This is a genomic window from Streptomyces drozdowiczii (assembly GCF_026167665.1).
GTDB classification, from domain to species: Bacteria; Actinomycetota; Actinomycetes; order Streptomycetales; family Streptomycetaceae; genus Streptomyces; species Streptomyces drozdowiczii_A.
The window spans coordinates 5,752,507-5,770,304 of the sequence record NZ_CP098740.1; the positions used below are offsets into that span (position 1 = coordinate 5,752,507).

Below are 17,798 nucleotides of genomic sequence, written 5' to 3' on the forward strand. Positions count from 1 at the left end.
CGAATGGCCCTGACGCCCGGGCCGTCAGACACCGGTGCTCCCGTCGATCCGCTCGCGGAGCAGATCGACGTGACCGCTGTGGCGGGCGTACTCGCCGATCATGTGGTGGTAGATCCAGCGGAGCCTCACCTCGCCGCCCATGAAGGGCGCCGAGTCCTCCAGGGAGCGCCCGGCGCAGACCGTGCGGGACACGGCGATCTCCTCCTGCCAGGCCGCGAGCGCACCGGCGAAGGTGGCATCCGCGGGGAGGTCGAACCCCCCGCTGTGCACCCCCGGACCGGCCGGCGGGCCGTGCAGCGGCGGCACGTCCTCACGGTTCAGGATCCGCCGGAACCAGGTCCGCTCGACCTCCGCGAGGTGCTGGACGAGCCCCATCGGCGTCAGCGACGACGGCGGTACGGAGGCGCTGCGCGCCTGCTCGTCGGTGAGGTCCTCGCACTTTTGGGCCACGGTGGCCCGGTAGAAGTCGAGCCAGCTCTCCAGGCCGGTGCGCTCGTCGGCGTCGAGGGGCGGCATCGGGCGTTCGGTGTGCGTCATGCCCCCCGATGCTGCCAGGCGGCACTGACAACGGGGCCGCTACGGCCTCCGGCGGGGCTTCCCGCGCTTGGCTGCGGCGCCGCGGGCGCCCTTGCCGGCCTTGGAGCCGGAGCCCCCGCGCCGCCCCCGGAGCCCTTGCCCGCCCCCGTACCGGACGGGCGCTTCGGCTTGGCCTTGTCCTTGGCCTTCGGCTGGGCGGCGGGCGCCGCGCCCGCCCGGCCGCGCGAGCTGTTCACCGTACGGCCGCGGACGATGCCGATGAAGTCCTCCACCTGGTCGGTGGTCCTCTCCTGCGGCCAGGACAGCGCGACGCGCGACTCCGGCGCGTCCGTCAGCGTCCGGTACGTCAGGTCCTTGCGGTGGTGCAGCCGGGCCAGCGACTGGGGGACCACGAGGACGCCGATGCCCGCCGCGACCAGCTCGATCGCGTCCGCCGTGCTCGCCGGCCGCTCCAGCGCCGGGCGGCCGGGCAGCTGCTCCCAGGGCAGGGCGTCGTCCATCGGGTGGAGCACGATCTCGTCGGCCAGCTCCGCGACCGACAGCTCGTCCACCGCCGCTATCAGGTGGTCCTTCGGGACCACGACGACCGTGGTCTCCGTGTACAGCGGGATCGCGCTGAGATCCGTGCCCTCCACCGGCAGCCGGAGGAACGCGGCGTCGGCGCCCTGGGCGCGCAGCAGCTCCTGGGCGCCGTGGGCGGGGACCTGGACGAGTTCCAGGGGGATGTCCGGCAGGCGCTCGTTCCAGATCCGCACCCATTTGGCGGGGGTCACTCCGGGGACGTACGCCAGCCGGAACGAGGGGGTTGCTCCGGGGCCTGTCACCCCGCCAGGTTACCGGCCGTGGTCGAGGGCGCCGCACGCGCTGGATACCCTTGACCCCATGAAGTCCCACCAGACCGCCCAGACGATGAAGCCCGCGACCGCGGCGAAGAAGCTGGGTGTGTACCTCGACGCCACCCCCGCCGAATTCCAGGAGGGCGTCGTCTCGCGCGCCGAGCTGGCGGCCCTCCAGGCCGATCCGCCCCAGTGGCTGCGCGACCTGCGGAACAACGGCCCGCACCCCCGCCCGGTCGTCGCGTCCAAGCTGGGCGTCTCGATCTCGGGCCTGGCCCGCGGCGGGGTCACCGAGGCGCTGACCACCGAGCAGATCGACGCCCTCAAGCAGGAGAACCCCGAGTGGCTGCGGAAGGAGCGCGCCACCCAGGCGGACGTCCGCAAGGAGAACGTCCGCATCAAGGAGCGGAACGCCGAGCGCGAGGCGAAGGCACGCGACGAGCGCGCCTGACGCCGGAGAGCGCAGACGAGGGGGCCCCTTCCGCGACGGCGGAAGGGGCCCCCTCGTACGTCAGCCGTTGAGGCTGGGTCCGTTGTCGCCGGCCAGGTTCTGGCCGAAGCCGGACTTCTTCGCCAGGAGCCCCAGGTCGACCGGGTTGAACGCGAGGGCGCCGGTCGTCGTCAGCCCCGTCGAGGCGCCGCGCAGCGACCACACCGCACCGCCGTCCGCGACCGCCTCCAGGTCCTCGCCGGGGGCGCCGGCCGTCAGGTCGGCCTTCCCGTCCTTGTTCACGTCCAGCAGCCGCACCGAACCGCCGAAGTGGTCGCTCTTCTCCGCCACCCCGGGCACGCCCGCCGTGTCCTGGTGGAACGACTTGGCGCCGGTGCCGCTCAGCCCGCCGGGCCCGCCCTTCAGCAGGACCACCGCGCCCGCGCCCGCCTTGGACTCCAGGGCCTCGAACGGCACGCCCACCGCCAGGTCGTCGTAGCCGTCGCCGTTGACGTCGCCCGCGCTCATCCGGGCACCGAACTGGTCGCCCTTCTCGCTGACCCCGGGGACGCCCGCCGTGTCCTGCGTGATGATCCGGGACCGGGTGGTGCCCGGACCGCTCGCGGAGCCGTAGAGGATCCGGATGGTGCCCGGGTCGGTGGGGTAGTCCTCCTCGTTGCCGTTCGGGACCAGCCGGAGGGCCAGGTCGTCCTTGCCGTCGTGGTCGAAGTCACCGACGGCGGGGACCCTGCCGCTGGGCAGCCGGGTGTAGGTGGTGGACAGGCCCTGAGGGGTGCCGAGCCACAGCCGGGTGTCCTCGACGTTCCCCTCCCACCCGTAGAAGGTGATGAGGTCGTCGATGCCGTCACCGTTGAAGTCGCCCTTGGCGGGGGTGTCCATGCGGCTGTCCGAATCGAACATGGGCACGAACTGTTCGCGCGCGGGCTTCCCGGACCGGTTGAACGGCCCGTAGAGCACGCTCCGCTGGTCGAGGTACTCGTCCTGCGAGCCGTGCGCCATCATCAGGTCCGCTTTGCCGTCGCCGTTGAAGTCGCCGGCGATCAGGTTGTTCCCCATCTCGCCGCTCTCGGGGCCGGGAATGCGGACCGAGTCCTTGCCCGTCATGCCGCCGGTGCGGCCCCACAGGACGATCACGGAGCCGTAGTTGCTCAGCTCGGGCAGCCATTCGTTGGAGTACAGCGCGAGGTCGGTCAGCCCGTCGTGGTCCAGGTCGGCCGGGACCATCTGGAAGCCGAGGCCGTTGCCCTCGCCGGCTTCGCCCGGCACGCCCGGGGTGTTCTGGTCGATGGTCGTCGTGCGCGCGGGGCCGAGGCCCTGGGCGGAGCCGTACGCGATGGTGATGTAACCGGCGTAGAGCTGCCCGTCCACCGTCGCCTGGGGGGACCCGACGGCGACATCCTGGTACCCGTCCCCGTTGAAGTCCTCGCGGACGGTGGTGGTCGCCGTTCCCCCGGCCGTGCCCGCCTGCGCGCCCCCCGGCGCCGCGACGGCCACGCCGCCGGTCAGCGCCGTGGCGGCACATACGGCCACGGTCAGCATGGTGCGAATGCCCACAAAATTCTCCTTGGTCGCGTACGTGGAGCCAATGGCGTACGAGGTGTGAGGGCTCGCATAGGAGACACGTACGACGCGGAGAAGGTTGCACGGCGAACGGAAGGTGAACTCGGCCCGGTGCCAAGGGAGTCGGGGGGCGGTCGGTGACCGCCCCCCGCCCGTTTCCAGCGGCCGCCCGGCCGTTCCTAGCGGCCGGCCAGCAGGGTGAGCGTGTCGATCACCCGGTTGGAGAAGCCCCACTCGTTGTCGTACCACGCGGACACCTTGATGTGGCGTCCGTCGACCCGGGTGAGCTCCGAGTCGAAGATGGAGGACGCCGGGTTGCCGGTGATGTCGGCCGACACGAGCGGGTCCTCGGAGTATTCGAGTACGCCCGCGAGCGGGCCCTCGGCCGCGGTCCGGTAGGCGTCGAGCACCTGATCCCGCGTCACGTCCCGTGCCACGGTGGTGTTCAGCTCCACGATCGACCCCACCGGGACCGGCACCCGGATGGAGTCGCCCGACAGCTTGCCGTCCAGCCGGGGCAGCACGAGCCCGATGGCCTTCGCGGCACCGGTCGTGGTCGGCACGATGTTCACGCCGGCGGCACGGGCGCGGCGGGCGTCGCGGTGCGGGCCGTCCTGGAGGTTCTGCTCCTGGGTGTAGGCGTGCACGGTCGTCATGAAGCCGTGCTCGATCCCGGCGAGGTCGTCCAGGACCTTGGCCAGCGGGGCGAGCGCGTTGGTGGTGCAGGAGGCGTTCGACACGATCGTGTGCAGCTCGGGGTCGTACGCGTCGCTGTTGACGCCGTACGCGAGCGTCACGTCCGCCCCGTCCGAGGGAGCGGCGACCAGCACCCGCTTCGCTCCGGCGTCCAGGTGGGCGCGGGCGGCCTTCGCCGAGGTGAAGCGGCCGGTGGCCTCCACGGCGATGTCGACGCCCAGCTCCGCCCAGGGCAGCCGCGCGGGCTCCCGCTCGGCGAGCACCTTGATGCGCCGGCCGTCCACGACGAGGGTGTCCCCGTCCACGGTGACCGGGCGGCCCAGCCGGCCCGCGGTGGTGTCGAACGCCAGCAGCCGGGCGAGGGTGGCGGGCTCGGAGAGGTCGTTGACGGCGACCAGGTCGAGGTCGCTGTCGCGTTCGAGCAGCGCGCGCAGCACGTTGCGCCCGATGCGGCCGAATCCGTTGATGGCGATGCGAGTCATGTGAGATGTCCCTTCTCTCTTCGCCCTCCACGATCGCGCTCGCCGCGCGCCCCGGACAGCGGCGTGATCGCCACGGTCCGCAAGGATCCCGCCAGCCGGGAGCGGCGCGGGTATGCCCCCCTTCGCCCTCGATGTGCCCCCGGGCGGCCGTACCTTCTATTCGCCCCGGGCGAAGGTGCGCCGGTATTCGCTCGGGGTGGTGCCCAGGATGCGCTGGAAGTGCAGTCGCAGGTTCGCGCCGGTCCCGAGCCCCACGTCGGCGGCGATCTGCTCGACGGCCCGCTCCGAGCGTTCGAGGAGCTCGCGGGCCATGTCGACGCGGGCCCGCATCACCCACTGCATCGGGGTGTACCCGGTGTCCTCCGCGAACCGCCGCGAGAACGTGCGGGGCGAGACCGCCGCGTGCCGGGCCAGCGTGTCCAGGGTCAGCGGCTCGCCGAGCCGGTGCAGCGCCCATTCCCGGGTGGCCGCGAACCGCTCGCCCAGCGGCTCGGGCACGCTGCGCGGCACGTACTGCGCCTGCCCGCCGCTGCGGTACGGGGCCGCGACGAGCCGCCGGGCCGCGTGGTTGGACGCGGCGATGCCGAGGTCGCCGCGGAGGACGTGCAGGCAGAGGTCGATCCCGGACGCGGCGCCGGCCGAGGTGAGGACGCTGCCCTCGTCGACGAACAGCACGTTCTCGTCCACCCGGACCAACGGGTACTTCGCGGCGAGCGCGCGCGTGTAGTGCCAGTGCGTGGTGGCCCGGCGGCCGTCGAGCAGGCCGGTCGCGGCGAGCGCGAACGCCCCGGTCGAGATGGCGGCGAGCCGCGCCCCGCGCGCGTGGGCGGCGACCAGCGCCTCGATCACGGCCCGGGGCGGATCCTCCCGGTCCGGCTGCCGGTACCCGGGTACGAAGACGATGTCCGCCCAGGCCAGCGCGGCGAGCCCGTGCGTGACGTGGTACGCGAGACCGTCGCCGCCGGTTACGAGCCCGGGGGCCGCCCCGCAGACCCGTACCTCGTACGGCATGCTCGCCCGGGTCGTGAACACCTGGGCCGGGATGCCCACATCGAGCGGCTTGGCCCCGTCGAGGACGAGGACGGCGACGCGGTGCAGCCGCTCCATCAGTCGAGGCAGAACTCGTTGCCCTCGACGTCCTGCATGTTGAGGCAGGACTCGTTCTCCTCGTCGGCCGTCAGCAGCTTCCCGCGCACCGCGCCGAGCGGGAGGAGCCGCGCGCACTCGGCCTCCAGCACGGCAAGCCGCTCCTCGCCCTTGAGCCCGACGCCCACCCGGACATCGAGGTGCACCCGGTTCTTGGCGGCCTTGCCCTCCGGAACCTTCTGGAAGTACATGCGCGGACCGGCCCCGGTGGGGTCGGAGGCCGCGAACCAGGTATTCCGCTCCGCCACCGGCAGCGAGGCGTTGTACGCGTCCCAGGAGTCGAACCCCTCCGGCGGCTCCGGCGCGACGTACCCCAGCACCTCACACCAGAAACGCCCCACACGCTCGGGGTCCGCACAGTCGAAGGTCACCTGGAACTTCTTGATCGTTGCCATGGGGCCACCCTAGACCGCGGGTCCCCGCGGCGATCCAAGCGAATTCTTTGCATAAAAGTGCATCACTGCGTATAGTCATGCCATCGACTAGGAGGCTTTCGATGGCGGTACGCGCAGCAGTGGCAGGAGCGAGTGGTTACGCGGGCGGGGAACTGCTCCGTCTGCTGCTCGCCCACCCCGGGGTGGAGATCGGCGCACTCACCGCCAACTCCAACGCGGGCCAGCCCCTCGGCGCCCTCCAACCGCACCTGCGCCCCCTGGCGGACCGCATCCTCCAGCCCACCACCGCCGACGTGCTCGCCGGGCACGACGTCGTCTTCCTGGCCCTGCCGCACGGCCAGTCCGCCGCCGTGGCCGAACAGCTCGGCGACGAGGTCCTGGTGGTGGACATGGGCGCCGACTTCCGCCTCCGGGACGCCGGCGACTGGGAGAAATTCTACGGCTCGCCGCACGCCGGCACCTGGCCCTACGGACTGCCCGAACTGCCCGGCGGCCGCGCCGCCCTCGCCGGGACCAAGCGGATCGCGGTGCCGGGGTGCTACCCGACCGCCGTGTCGCTCGCGCTGTACCCGGCGTACGCGGCGCAGCTCGCCGAGCCCGAGGCCGTGATCGTCGCCGCGTCCGGGACCTCCGGCGCCGGGAAGGCGGCCAAGCCGCACCTGCTCGGCTCCGAGGTGATGGGCAACATGTCGCCGTACGGCGTGGGCGGCGTCCACCGCCACACGCCCGAGATGATCCAGAACCTCAGCGCCGCCGCCGGCGAGCCGGTCACCGTATCGTTCACGCCGACCCTCGCGCCCATGCCGCGCGGCATCCTCGCGACGTGCAGCGCGAAGGCGAAGCCCGGGGCGAGCGCCGAGAGCGTACGCGCCGCCTATGAGAAGGCGTACGCGGACGAGCCGTTCGTGGACCTGCTGCCCGAGGGGCAGTGGCCCGCCACCGCCGCCGTCTACGGCTCCAACGCCGTGCAGGTCCAGGTCGCGTACGACGAGGCGGCCGGCCGGATCATCGTGATCAGCGCCATCGACAACCTCGCCAAGGGCACCGCGGGCGGGGCCCTGCAGTCCATGAACATCGCCCTCGGTCTGCCCGAGGACACAGGTCTTTCCACGATCGGAGTCGCACCGTGAGCGTCACGGCAGCACAGGGATTCTCGGCGGCGGGCATCGCCGCCGGAATCAAGGAGAACGGCAACCCGGACCTGGCCCTCGTGGTCAACAACGGTCCGCGCCGCGCCGCCGCGGGCGTCTTCACCTCCAACCGCGTCAAGGCCGCGCCGGTCCTCTGGTCCGAGCAGGTCCTCAAGGGCGGCGAGGTCTCCGCCGTCGTCCTCAACTCCGGCGGCGCCAACGCCTGTACGGGTCCGCAGGGCTTCCAGGACACCCACGCCACCGCCGAGAAGGCCGCCGAGGTCCTCCAGGGCCACAGCGCGGGCGAGATCGCCGTCGCCTCCACCGGGCTCATCGGCATCCTGCTCCCCATGGACAAGCTGCTCCCCGGCATCGAGAAGGCCGCGGCGGCCCTGAGCGAGCACGGCGGCGAGAAGGCCGCCATCGCCATCAAGACCACCGACACCGTGCACAAGACCGCCGTCGCCGGCGGCGAGGGCTGGACCGTCGGCGGCATGGCCAAGGGCGCCGGCATGCTCGCCCCGGGCCTGGCCACCATGCTCGTCGTGCTCACCACCGACGCCGATATCGACGCCGCCGGGCTCGACGCCGCCCTGCGCGACGCGACCCGCACCACCTTCGACCGGGTCGACTCCGACGGCTGCATGTCCACCAACGACACCGTGCTGCTGCTGGCCTCCGGCGCCAGCGGGATCGCCCCGGAGCAGAAGGAGTTCGCCGAGGCGGTCCGGACCGTCTGCGACGACCTGGCCCGGCAGCTCATCGGGGACGCCGAGGGCGCCTCCAAGGACATCCGCATCGAGGTCGTCAACGCCGCGACCGAGGACGACGCCGTCGAGGTGGGCCGCTCCATCGCCCGTAACAACCTCCTCAAGTGCGCCATCCACGGCGAGGACCCCAACTGGGGCCGGGTGCTCTCCGCCATCGGCACCACGAAGGCCGCCTTCGAGCCGGACGCGCTCAACGTCGCCATCAACGACGTCTGGGTCTGCCGGGGCGGTTCGGTCGGCGAGGACCGCGACCTGGTCGACATGCGCTTCCGGGAGGTCCGGATCACCGCCGACCTCGCCGCGGGCACCGAGTCCGCCGTCATCTGGGCCAACGACCTCACCGCGGACTACGTCCACGAGAACAGCGCGTACAGCTCATGACGACGGCGCGGAAGCACACCGCACTCCCGAAGGCGCAGATCCTCATCGAGGCCCTGCCCTGGCTGACCCGGCACAACGGCAAGACCGTCGTCATCAAGTTCGGCGGCAACGCCATGATCGACGAGGAGCTGAAGGCCGCCTTCGCCCAGGACGTCGTCTTCCTGCGGCACGCCGGCCTCAAGCCCGTCGTCGTGCACGGCGGCGGCCCCCAGATCAGCGCCCAGCTCGACAAGCAGGGCCTGGTCAGCGAGTTCAAGGCCGGCCTGCGCGTCACCACGCCCGAGGCGATGGACGTCGTCCGCATGGTGCTCGCCGGCCAGGTCCAGCGCGAGCTGGTCGGCCTGCTCAACCAGCACGGGCCGCTCGCCGTCGGCATGACCGGCGAGGACGCCCACACCATCACCGCCATACAGCACCGGCCCACCATCGACGGCGAGCTCGTCGACATCGGCCGGGTCGGCGAGATCACCGCCATCGACACCGGCGCCATCCAGGCCCTGCTGGACGACGGCCGCATCCCGGTCATCTCCTCCATCGCCCGGTCCGCCGACGACAACCACGTCTACAACGTCAACGCCGACACCGCGGCCGCCGCACTCGCCGCCGCGCTGAACGCCGAGACGCTGATGGTCCTCACCGACGTCGAGGGCCTGTACGAGGACTGGCCCAACAGCGACGACGTGATCAGCCGGCTCACCGCCACCGAGCTGGAGAAGCTGCTGCCCGAGCTGTCCAGCGGCATGGTGCCCAAGATGCAGGGCTGCCTGCACGCCGTACGCAACGGAGTGGAGACCGCCCGCGTCATCGACGGCCGGGTCCAGCACTCGATCCTGCTGGAGATCTTCACCGACGAGGGAATCGGCACGATGGTCGTGCCCGACGCACAGGGGGAGTCATGAGCAACGCCGAGCTTTCGCGGCGGTGGCAGCACGCACTGATGGACAACTACGGCACCCCGAAGCTGTCCCTCGTGCGCGGCGAGGGCGCCCGCGTCTGGGACGCGGACGGCACCGAGTACCTCGACTTCGTCGGCGGCATCGCGGTCAACGCCCTGGGTCACGCCCACCCGGCCGTGGTGGAGGCGGTCACCGCCCAGATCTCCACCCTCGGCCACGTCTCCAACCTGTACATCGCCGAACCCCCCGTCGCGCTCGCCGAACGGCTCCTCGCGCTCTTCGGCCGGACCGGCAAGGTCTACTTCTGCAACTCGGGCGCCGAGGCCAACGAGGCCGCCTTCAAGATCGGCCGGCTGACCGGGCGCACCCACATGGTCGCCACCGACGGCGGCTTCCACGGCCGGACCATGGGCGCCCTCGCGCTCACCGGCCAGCCCAAGAAGCGCGAGGCGTTCACCCCGCTCCCCGGCGACGTCACCCATGTGCCGTACGGGGACGTGGAGGCGCTGCGGTCCGCCGTCACCACCGAGACCGCGCTGGTGATCATCGAGCCGGTGCAGGGCGAGAACGGCGTCGTCGTCCCGCCCAAGGGCTATCTGGAGGCGGCCCGGGAGATCACCCGGGCCACCGGCACCCTGCTCGTCCTCGACGAGGTCCAGACCGGCATCGGCCGGTGCGGTACGTGGTTCGAGCACCAGGCCCACCAGGGCGTCGAGCCCGACGTCGTGACCCTCGCCAAGGGGCTCGGCGCCGGACTCCCGATCGGCGCCACGGTCGCCTTCGGCGCGGCGGCCGACCTGCTCGAACCCGGCCAGCACGGTACGACGTTCGGCGGCAACCCGGTCGCCTGCGCCGCCGGCCTCGCGGTCCTGGACACCCTGGCCGCCGACGGCGCCCTCGACCAGGTCAAGCGGCTCGGCGAGCGCATCCGGGAGGGCGTGGAGGCGCTGAACCACCCGCTGGTCTCCCATGTCCGGGGCTCCGGGCTGCTGCTGGGTATCGTGCTCACCGAGCCCCTCGCGCCCCAGGCGCAACAGGCGGCTCAGGGGGCCGGCCTCCTGGTGAACGCGCCCGCGCCCGATGTCCTGCGGCTGATGCCGCCGCTGACCATCGGCGACGCGGAGGTGGACGCGTTCCTCCGGGCGCTGCCGGGTGCCCTCGACGCGGCATACGGGGACGGACGATCCGGAGAGAAGCACTCCGGAGAATGAGGCGACGACGATGACCGAGGCGCAGGATTCCGAGTTCGGCGGGCCTTCGGTGCCGCAGACCCGCACGGCGCGCCACCGCCGGATCGTGGACATCCTCAACCGGCAGCCGGTGCGCTCGCAGAGCCAGCTGGCCAAGCTCCTCAGCGACGACGGGCTGAGCGTCACTCAGGCGACGCTCTCCCGGGACCTGGACGAGCTGGGCGCGGTGAAGATCCGCAACACCGGCGGCGAGCTGATCTACGCGGTGCCCAGCGAGGGCGGTTTCCGCACCCCGCAGGCGCCGCTCGGCGGCTCCGCCAAGGAGGAGCGGATGCGCAGGCTCTCCGCCGAGCTGCTGATCTCGGCGGAGGCCTCGGCCAACCTGGTGGTGCTGCGTACGCCGCCGGGCGCCGCGCAGTTCCTCGCCTCGGCCATCGACCAGGCCGAACTGCACGACATCCTCGGCACCATCGCGGGCGACGACACGCTCATGCTGATCAGCCGCGATCCGGCCGGCGGGCAGGCGCTCGCCGACCATCTGCTGCGGCTCGCGCAGAACGAGCGTTAGTAGTTGGTGATCGCGGTGGCGCCGGCGACGGTGCCGATCGCGATGTGCGGGCTGCGGGCCGGGTCGGCCCAGGCCAGGATGCGGTCCATCGCGTCCGCCGGTACGGAGACGCAACCGGCGGTCGCCCCGGACCCGTTGACGTGCAGGAAGATCCCGGCGCCCCGGCCGCGTACCGGCTTGTCGTAGTTGAAGCCGATGACGAGCGCGCGGGCGTACTGCGTGGGGTACGCGGTGATCTGCTCGGACTCCGAGGCCCGGCAGTCCGAGGGCAGCGGCTCGACCCAGCGGTTGTAGGCGGCGGCCTCGTTGTCCTCGCACCACCAGGACTTGGTGGTGGCCTGCCGGTACGAGTAGCGCGTGCCGGCGGGCGCGGCCTTGACCCCGAAGGCGTACGGCAGGTCGTAGAGGCCGGTCGGCGTCGTGTACGTGCTCTGCTGCCGGGTGCTGCCCTCGGTGAGCCCCTTCGAGCCGAACCGGGCGGCGGCGGTCCCGGCGGCGACCCACTTCCCGTCCCGCAGGTCCCACCAGGTGAGGGTGCCGGCGGTGGACGAGGTGGAATCCGCCATGGCGGTGATCAGCTGGGTGCCGCCGCCCGTGTCGGCGAGCCGATGGGGCAGCGGGGCGGTGGCCAGCGGGGGCCGGCCGGCCCCGACGACGGTGCCGAGGGCGAGCAGAACGGCGGCGGTGGTCATAAGTCTTCGCATGCCAGGGACTTTAGGCGCCTCACCGTTCGGCCGCCCCCCAAACGCCCCGTCAGCTGACGCACGGCCAACCCGCCGCCCGCAGCAGCCGTCGCGCCCCCACCCGCACCGCCCGGCGCGACTCCGGGCTGTCGCGCCCGCGCAGCCACGCCACCGGGAACTCGGCCGCGTGGGGGAGCAGGGCCCGGGTGGCCGCTCGTACGACGGCGGATGACGGGTCGTCCAGCAGCGGCATCAGCCCCTCCCGCCGCACCGCGTCCAGCGCCCGCAGCCCGTTCACCGCCTGGGCGCGCACGGCCGGGTCCGGGTGCCGGACCAGGGCCCACAGCGTGTCCGCGTCCGCCTTCCGGTCGCCGCACTCGCCGAGCCCGGCGGCGGCGCCCGGGGCGACGGCCTCGCGGGTGCACAGCTCCCGGTACAGGGGCAGCGGGTCGGTCCCGCCCTGGCGCACCACGTACCGGGCGCAGGCCCGCACCACGCCCGAACGGTCCGTCAGGTGGGCCCGCGCCTCCTCGTACCGTCCGGCGCGCCGCAGCGCGGTGACTCCGGCGGCCCGGACACGGCCCGAGCGGCCGGTCAGCAGGAGGTCGAGTACGCCGTCGTCGCGGCCCGTCCCGCGCACCGCGGCGACGGCCGCCTCCGCGCACAGGTCCTGGAGGACGGCGTCCCCCGACCGGGCGGCGATGCGGGCCAGCCGGAGCGGCGGCACCAGTCCGCGCTGGACGGCGACGCGGTGGGCGAACCGGAGCGTCGCCCGGTCGGCGCTCTCCAGCAGCGGGCGCAGGTGCTCGGTGGGGCCCTCGCGCAGCGCCCGGCCCAGCAGCTCCACGGCGAACCCGCCCCGCTCGCGCCGGCCCAGGAGCAGGACCAGCTCCGCCCGCGCGACGAGCCCGGCGGCGGGCGCCTCGGCGAGCAGGGCTCGGGCCCGTTCGCGCACCGGGGCCGCCCAGTCCGCGCACCGCACGACGAGGAGGGGCAGCAGATCCGGGTAGCGGGAGACCCGGTCGAGCGCGGCCTCCCGGATCCGGCCGCTGGGGTGGCACAGGGCGAGCGCGGTCGCGGGTTCGGCCGGTGCGGCGTCCCGGGCCGACGCATCCCAGCCGTCCGGGGCGTACCAGGGCGGATACCGCACCGCCAGGTCGAGTGCCACCCAGTCCTCAGCGGAGTCCCGACCGCCGAGCGCTTCGCGCAGGGGCCGGCCCTCGGCGAGGCGCCGCACCGCTGTCCATGCGTCGTCCATGATCCCCCCCAGGTGTTCCGAAGGCCGACCGTACCGGCGGCCGAACGCCCCGGCATCCACTTTGACAAAGCATGCAGACCTCTGCATAGTTATGCCTACCAAGCATCGTGGCACTTCCGAGGAGCACGTAGTGAGCAACGGCAACGGCAACGGCGACGTACGTCTCTGGGGCGCCCGCTTCGCCGACGGACCGGCCGAGGCGCTGGCCCGGCTGTCCGCGTCCGTCCACTTCGACTGGCGCCTCGCGCCGTACGACATCGCCGGCTCCCGTGCCCACGCCCGCGTCCTCAACAAGGCCGGTCTGCTCACCGAGGACGAGCTGAACCGGATGATCGCCGGGCTCGACCAGCTCGAAGCGGACGTGGCGGACGGTTCCTTCACCGGCACCATCGCCGACGAGGACGTCCACACCGCCCTGGAACGCGGTCTGCTGGAGCGGCTGGGCCCCGACCTCGGCGGCAAGCTCCGCGCCGGCCGGTCCCGGAACGACCAGATCGCCACGCTCTTCCGGATGTACCTGCGCGACCACGCCCGCGTCATCGGCTCCCTGATCGCCGACCTCCAGGACGCCCTGGTCGGCCTCGCCGAGGCGCACCCGGACGTCGCCATGCCCGGCCGTACGCACCTCCAGCACGCCCAGCCGGTGCTCTTCGCCCACCACGTCCTGGCCCACGTCCAGTCCCTGTCCCGGGACGCGGAACGGCTGCGGCAGTGGGACGAGCGCACCGCGGTCTCGCCGTACGGCTCCGGCGCGCTGGCCGGGTCCTCGCTGGGGCTCGACCCGGAGGCGGTCGCGGCCGACCTCGGCTTCGAGCGGGGCTCGGCGGGCAACTCGATCGACGGCACGGCGTCCCGGGACTTCGTCGCCGAGTTCGCTTTCGTCACCGCGATGATCGGCGTCAACCTCTCCCGGATCGCCGAGGAGATCATCATCTGGAACACGAAGGAGTTCTCCTTCGTCACCCTGCACGACGCCTTCTCGACCGGCTCCTCGATCATGCCGCAGAAGAAGAACCCGGACATCGCCGAGCTCGCCCGGGGCAAGTCGGGCCGGCTCATCGGCAACCTCACGGGCCTGATGGCCACGCTCAAGGCCCTGCCGCTCGCGTACAACCGCGACCTCCAGGAGGACAAGGAGCCGGTCTTCGACTCCTGCGACCAGCTGGAGGTCCTGCTCCCCGCCTTCACCGGCATGATGGCGACACTCACCGTCAACCGGGAGCGCATGGAGGAGCTGGCCCCGGCCGGCTTCTCGCTCGCCACGGACATCGCGGAGTGGCTGGTCAAGAAGGGCGTGCCGTTCCGCGTCGCCCACGAGGTGGCCGGTGAGTGCGTCAAGGAGTGCGAGCACCACGGCATCGAGCTGGACGAGCTGACGGACGAGCAGTTCGCGAAGATCTCCGAGCACCTGACCCCGGAGGTCCGCACCGTCCTCAACGTGGCCGGCGCCCTCGCCTCCCGCAGCGGGCGCGGCGGCACCGCCCCCTCGGCCGTCGCCGCCCAGCTGGCCGAGGTCAAGGCCGACCTCGCCGTGCAGCACGCCTGGGCGGACGCGCGTAAGTAGCCGGAGAGGCATCGCGGGCTACGTTGAAGGGTAGGCGCGTCCTGCCCGACGACGAGGAGCCCGCGATGCCGTTCGCCCGACTGTCCGAAGCGACCACCCCCACCGCCCACATCGGGCTCGGCCTGGCCGCCGTCGGCCGGCCCGGCTACATCAACCTCCACCGCGACCGCGACCTGCCCCAGGACCGCTCGCCCGACGCCCTGCGCGACCGTACGCACGAACTCCTCGACGCCGCCTACGCGCAGGGCGTCCGCTATTTCGACGCAGCCCGCTCCTACGGGCGCGCCGAGGAGTTCCTGGCCGGCTGGCTGGCCGCGCACCCCGAGGCGGACGACGTCGTCGTCGGCAGCAAATGGGGCTACACCTACACCGCCGACTGGGGCCTCGACGCGGAGACGCACGAGGTCAAGGACCACAGCCTCGCCGCGTTCGAACGCCAGCGCGCCGAGACCGCCGCCCTGCTGGGCGACCGGCTGGACCTCTACCAGATCCACTCGGTCACCCCGGACAGCCCGGCGCTCACCGACAAGGAGCTGCACGCCCGCCTCGCCGAACTGGCCGCGCAGGGCGTCAGCGTCGGCATCTCCACCAGCGGCCCCGCCCAGGCCGAGGCGATCCTCGCCGCCCTCGCCGTCACGGTCGACGGCGCCCCCCTCTTCCGTACGGTCCAGGCCACCTACAACGCGCTGGAGACCTCGGCGGGCCCCGCGCTCGCCGAGGCGCACGCGGCCGGGCTGACCGTCATCGTCAAGGAGGGCATGGCCAACGGCAGGCTCGCCGGCGACCAGGTGCCCGCCGTCGTGCGGGAGATCGCGGACGAGGAGGGGCTTGGGGCCGACGCGGTCGCCCTCGCCCTGGTGCTCCACCAGCCGTGGGCCGGCGTCGTGCTCTCCGGTGCGGCCACCGTCGCCCAGCTCTCCGGCAACCTCCACGCGGCCGTCCCCGTACTCGACGAGGAACGCCGGGCCAGGCTGGAGGCGCTGGTGGAGGAGCCGGAGGCGTACTGGCGGCACCGGGCCTCGCTGCCCTGGAGCTGACACCGGCGGGACGACACTCACCCGAATGAGACACCAACGTCTCATTCGGGTTAGTGTCGTCTCATGACTCTTGATCGTGAGCAGGTGCTGCGCAGTGCCGCCGCCCTGCTGACCCGTAAATCCACCGCGACCATGGACGAGGTCGCCAAGGCGGCCGGGATCGGGCGCGCCACCCTGCACCGGCACTTCGCCGGGCGGGACGCCCTGGTCAGGGCGCTGGAGGAGCTGGGCATCCGGGAGTTCGAGGCCGCGCTCGACGCCGCCGCGATGGACGAGGGCACCAGCGAGGACGCGCTGCGCCGGTTCGTCCACGCGGTGGAGCCGAGCGCCGGGCTGCTCTCGTTCCTCGTGACGGAGAACCAGCTCTGGGAGGGCGGCGAGCAGAACGCCGGCTGGGACCGGCTGGACGCCCGCGTCGCCGCCTTCTTCCGGCGCGGCCAGGAGCGCGGCGAATTCCGCATCGACCTCACCCCGGCCTGGCTGACCGAGGCGCTGTACGGGCTCATCGGCAGCGGGGCGTGGGCCGTTCAGGCGGGCCGGGTGGCCGCCCGGGACTTCCCGTACATGATCGTCGAGTTGCTGCTCGGCGGCGCACGCCGGAGCGTGGAGCAATGAGCAGCGTCGAAGAGCACCCGGAGCCCCCCGTCGATCCGTACCGCCCCGGGCGGTGGATCGCGCTGGCCGTCCTCGTCCTCGCCGTGCTCCTCGTGGCCGTCGACGCGACCGTGCTCGGCCTGGCGACCCCGTTCCTCAGCGAGGACCTGGAGCCGACCGGCACCCAGCTGCTCTGGATCGGTGACGTCTACTCCTTCGTCATCGCCGGGCTCCTGGTCTCCATGGGCAGCCTCGGTGACCGGATCGGCCGCAAGAAGCTGCTGCTGTGCGGCGCCACCGCCTTCGGTGCGGTCTCGGTGCTCAACGCCTACGCGCACACGCCCGAGATGATGATCGTGGCGCGCGCCCTGCTCGGCGTCGCGGGCGCCACCCTGATGCCGTCCACCCTGGCCCTGATCCGCAACCTCTTCCACGACCCCCGCGAGCGCAGCCTCGCCATCGGCATCTGGGGCGCGATGGCCTCGGCCGGTGCCGCCGTCGGACCTGTGGTCGGCGGATTCCTCCTCGAACACTTCTGGTGGGGCTCGGTCTTCCTGATCAACCTGCCCGTCATGGCGGTGCTCGTGGCGGTCGGCATCAAGATGATCCCCGAGTCGAAGAACCCGGCGCCCGGACCGTGGGACCTGCCGAGCGTGGGCCTCTCGCTGGTCGGCATGATCGGGGTCGTCTACGCCATCAAGGAGATGGCCGCGCACGGCGTGAGCTGGACCTCCGCCCTGGTGGGCGTCGCCGGGCTGCTGGCGCTGGTCTGGTTCGTACGCCGTCAGTTCCGGCTCCCCGCCCCGCTGCTGGACATGCGGCTCTTCCACCACCGGGGCTTCTCCGGCGCGGTCCTCGCCGACCTGCTGACCATCCTCGGCCTGTCCGGGATCGTCTTCTTCCTCTCCCAGTTCCTCCAGCTGGTCCAGGGCCGCGGCCCCCTGGAGGCCGGGCTCGCCGAACTGCCCGCCGCCGTCGGCGCCGTCACCGCGGGCCTGCTGGCGGGCACGGTCGCCCGGCGGTTCACCGTACGGACGGTGGTCTCCGGCGGGCTCGGCGCCATCGGCCTGGCGCTGGCCGCGGTCGCCGCCGTCCACCGGGACACGGCCTACCCGCTCATCGGCGCGCTGCTCCTGATCGTCGGCGTCGGCGCGGGCTTCGCGTTCACCGTGACGTCCGACGTCATCCTCTCCAGCGTCCCCAAGGAGCACGCGGGCGCCGCATCCGCGGTCTCCGAGACGGCGTACGAACTGGGCGCCGCCCTCGGCATCGCGCTGCTCGGCTCCATCGTGACCGGGGCCTACAAGAGCTTCCAGGCTCCGCCCGGCACCCCGCCCGCCGTCTCGGACGCGGCGCACGAATCGCTCGGCGGCGCCGTGGAGTCCTCGCACCTGCTGCCGCCGCCCGAGGCGCACGAGCTGGTCTCCTCGGCCCAGGACGCGTTCGTGGACGGGCTGCACCTCGCCTCGGTCGTCGGCGCCGTCGTCCTCGTCGCGACGGCCGCCGTCGCCTGGTTCCTGCTGCGCGGTCAGGAGCTGGAGGAGGGCATCGTGCACGAGTAGGGCGCGTACGAGAGGGCCCGCTCCCCCCGGACCGGGGGAAGCGGGCCCTCTCGTACGTTCCG

Annotated in this window: 18 protein-coding genes; 10 read left to right on the forward strand and 8 right to left on the reverse strand. The window is 72.8% G+C overall.

The window, feature by feature from the left end; genetic code table 11:
* Positions 1–24: 24 nt before the first annotated feature.
* Both NEH16_RS26210 and NEH16_RS26215 read right to left on the reverse strand, forming a co-directional pair.
* Positions 25–537 carry a DinB family protein gene (locus tag NEH16_RS26210; protein WP_265545286.1) on the reverse strand — a complete coding sequence of 171 codons (513 nt, stop codon included), beginning with the start codon at positions 535–537 and terminating at the stop codon, positions 25–27.
* Entirely contained in the window at positions 534–1,361 is an 828-nt protein-coding gene (locus NEH16_RS26215; protein WP_430523771.1) for a LysR family transcriptional regulator substrate-binding protein, read from the reverse strand. The genes NEH16_RS26210 and NEH16_RS26215 overlap by 4 nt, the downstream gene beginning before the upstream one ends.
* A gap of 58 nt (positions 1,362–1,419) precedes the next feature.
* Between NEH16_RS26215 and NEH16_RS26220 the strand changes: the two genes are divergently transcribed.
* On the forward strand, positions 1,420–1,824 hold the full coding sequence (locus NEH16_RS26220; RefSeq protein ID WP_073967858.1) for a DUF5997 family protein: 405 nt from the start codon (positions 1,420–1,422) through the stop codon (positions 1,822–1,824).
* Positions 1,825–1,884: 60 nt separating this feature from the next.
* Here the strand turns inward: NEH16_RS26220 and NEH16_RS26225 are convergent, their stop codons facing one another.
* From NEH16_RS26225 to NEH16_RS26240, 4 genes are all read right to left on the reverse strand, one after another.
* Entirely contained in the window at positions 1,885–3,378 is a 1,494-nt protein-coding gene (locus NEH16_RS26225) for an FG-GAP and VCBS repeat-containing protein (protein ID WP_265545287.1), read from the reverse strand.
* Between the two features lie 185 nt (positions 3,379–3,563).
* Positions 3,564–4,562, reverse strand: a complete 999-nt coding sequence (gene gap / locus NEH16_RS26230) for a type I glyceraldehyde-3-phosphate dehydrogenase (RefSeq protein ID WP_265545289.1) — start codon at positions 4,560–4,562, stop codon at positions 3,564–3,566.
* A gap of 156 nt (positions 4,563–4,718) precedes the next feature.
* Positions 4,719–5,669, reverse strand: coding sequence for a GlxA family transcriptional regulator (locus NEH16_RS26235; RefSeq protein ID WP_073967855.1), 951 nt, complete (start codon positions 5,667–5,669; stop codon positions 4,719–4,721).
* On the reverse strand, positions 5,669–6,103 hold the full coding sequence (locus tag NEH16_RS26240) for a VOC family protein (RefSeq protein ID WP_265545291.1): 435 nt from the start codon (positions 6,101–6,103) through the stop codon (positions 5,669–5,671). Before NEH16_RS26240 ends, NEH16_RS26235 begins: the two co-directional genes overlap by 1 nt.
* A gap of 101 nt (positions 6,104–6,204) precedes the next feature.
* Between NEH16_RS26240 and argC the strand changes: the two genes are divergently transcribed.
* Genes argC through NEH16_RS26265 form a run of 5 tightly spaced genes read left to right on the forward strand, consistent with a single transcriptional unit; the run spans position 6,205 to position 11,038 of the window.
* Entirely contained in the window at positions 6,205–7,233 is a 1,029-nt protein-coding gene (gene argC / locus NEH16_RS26245; protein WP_265545293.1) for an N-acetyl-gamma-glutamyl-phosphate reductase, read from the forward strand.
* Positions 7,230–8,384, forward strand: coding sequence for a bifunctional glutamate N-acetyltransferase/amino-acid acetyltransferase ArgJ (gene argJ, locus NEH16_RS26250; protein ID WP_265545295.1), 1,155 nt, complete (start codon positions 7,230–7,232; stop codon positions 8,382–8,384). The genes argC and argJ overlap by 4 nt, the downstream gene beginning before the upstream one ends.
* Entirely contained in the window at positions 8,381–9,283 is a 903-nt protein-coding gene (gene argB, locus NEH16_RS26255) for an acetylglutamate kinase (RefSeq protein ID WP_073967851.1), read from the forward strand. Before argJ ends, argB begins: the two co-directional genes overlap by 4 nt.
* Positions 9,280–10,491: an acetylornithine transaminase gene (locus NEH16_RS26260; RefSeq protein ID WP_265545297.1), complete on the forward strand. Its 1,212-nt coding sequence runs from the start codon at positions 9,280–9,282 to the stop codon at positions 10,489–10,491. Before argB ends, NEH16_RS26260 begins: the two co-directional genes overlap by 4 nt.
* Positions 10,492–10,501: 10 nt before the next feature.
* Entirely contained in the window at positions 10,502–11,038 is a 537-nt protein-coding gene (locus NEH16_RS26265; protein WP_073967849.1) for an arginine repressor, read from the forward strand.
* On the opposite strand, the gene NEH16_RS26270 is transcribed toward NEH16_RS26265, so the two are convergent.
* The gene (locus NEH16_RS26270) at positions 11,035–11,742 is read right to left on the reverse strand and encodes a L,D-transpeptidase family protein (protein ID WP_073967848.1); all 708 of its coding nucleotides are present in this window, start codon (positions 11,740–11,742) and stop codon (positions 11,035–11,037) included. The two genes, NEH16_RS26265 and NEH16_RS26270, sit on opposite strands and share 4 nt — an antisense overlap.
* Positions 11,743–11,791: 49 nt before the next feature.
* Positions 11,792–12,979, reverse strand: a complete 1,188-nt coding sequence (locus tag NEH16_RS26275; protein ID WP_265545300.1) for a HEAT repeat domain-containing protein — start codon at positions 12,977–12,979, stop codon at positions 11,792–11,794.
* Positions 12,980–13,070: 91 nt separating this feature from the next.
* Here NEH16_RS26275 and argH point away from each other — a divergent pair, with 91 nt between their 5' ends.
* The 4 genes from argH (at position 13,071) to NEH16_RS26295 (ending at position 17,736) form a co-directional block, all read left to right on the forward strand.
* Positions 13,071–14,543 carry an argininosuccinate lyase gene (gene argH, locus NEH16_RS26280; protein ID WP_265545301.1) on the forward strand — a complete coding sequence of 491 codons (1,473 nt, stop codon included), beginning with the start codon at positions 13,071–13,073 and terminating at the stop codon, positions 14,541–14,543.
* Between the two features lie 65 nt (positions 14,544–14,608).
* Positions 14,609–15,580 (forward strand): aldo/keto reductase, encoded by a 972-nt coding sequence (locus tag NEH16_RS26285; RefSeq protein ID WP_265545302.1) that lies wholly within the window; start codon positions 14,609–14,611, stop codon positions 15,578–15,580.
* A gap of 63 nt (positions 15,581–15,643) precedes the next feature.
* Positions 15,644–16,195, forward strand: a complete 552-nt coding sequence (locus tag NEH16_RS26290) for a TetR/AcrR family transcriptional regulator (RefSeq protein ID WP_265545303.1) — start codon at positions 15,644–15,646, stop codon at positions 16,193–16,195.
* Positions 16,192–17,736, forward strand: coding sequence for an MFS transporter (locus NEH16_RS26295; RefSeq protein ID WP_073967843.1), 1,545 nt, complete (start codon positions 16,192–16,194; stop codon positions 17,734–17,736). The genes NEH16_RS26290 and NEH16_RS26295 overlap by 4 nt, the downstream gene beginning before the upstream one ends.
* Positions 17,737–17,798 lie beyond the last annotated feature (62 nt).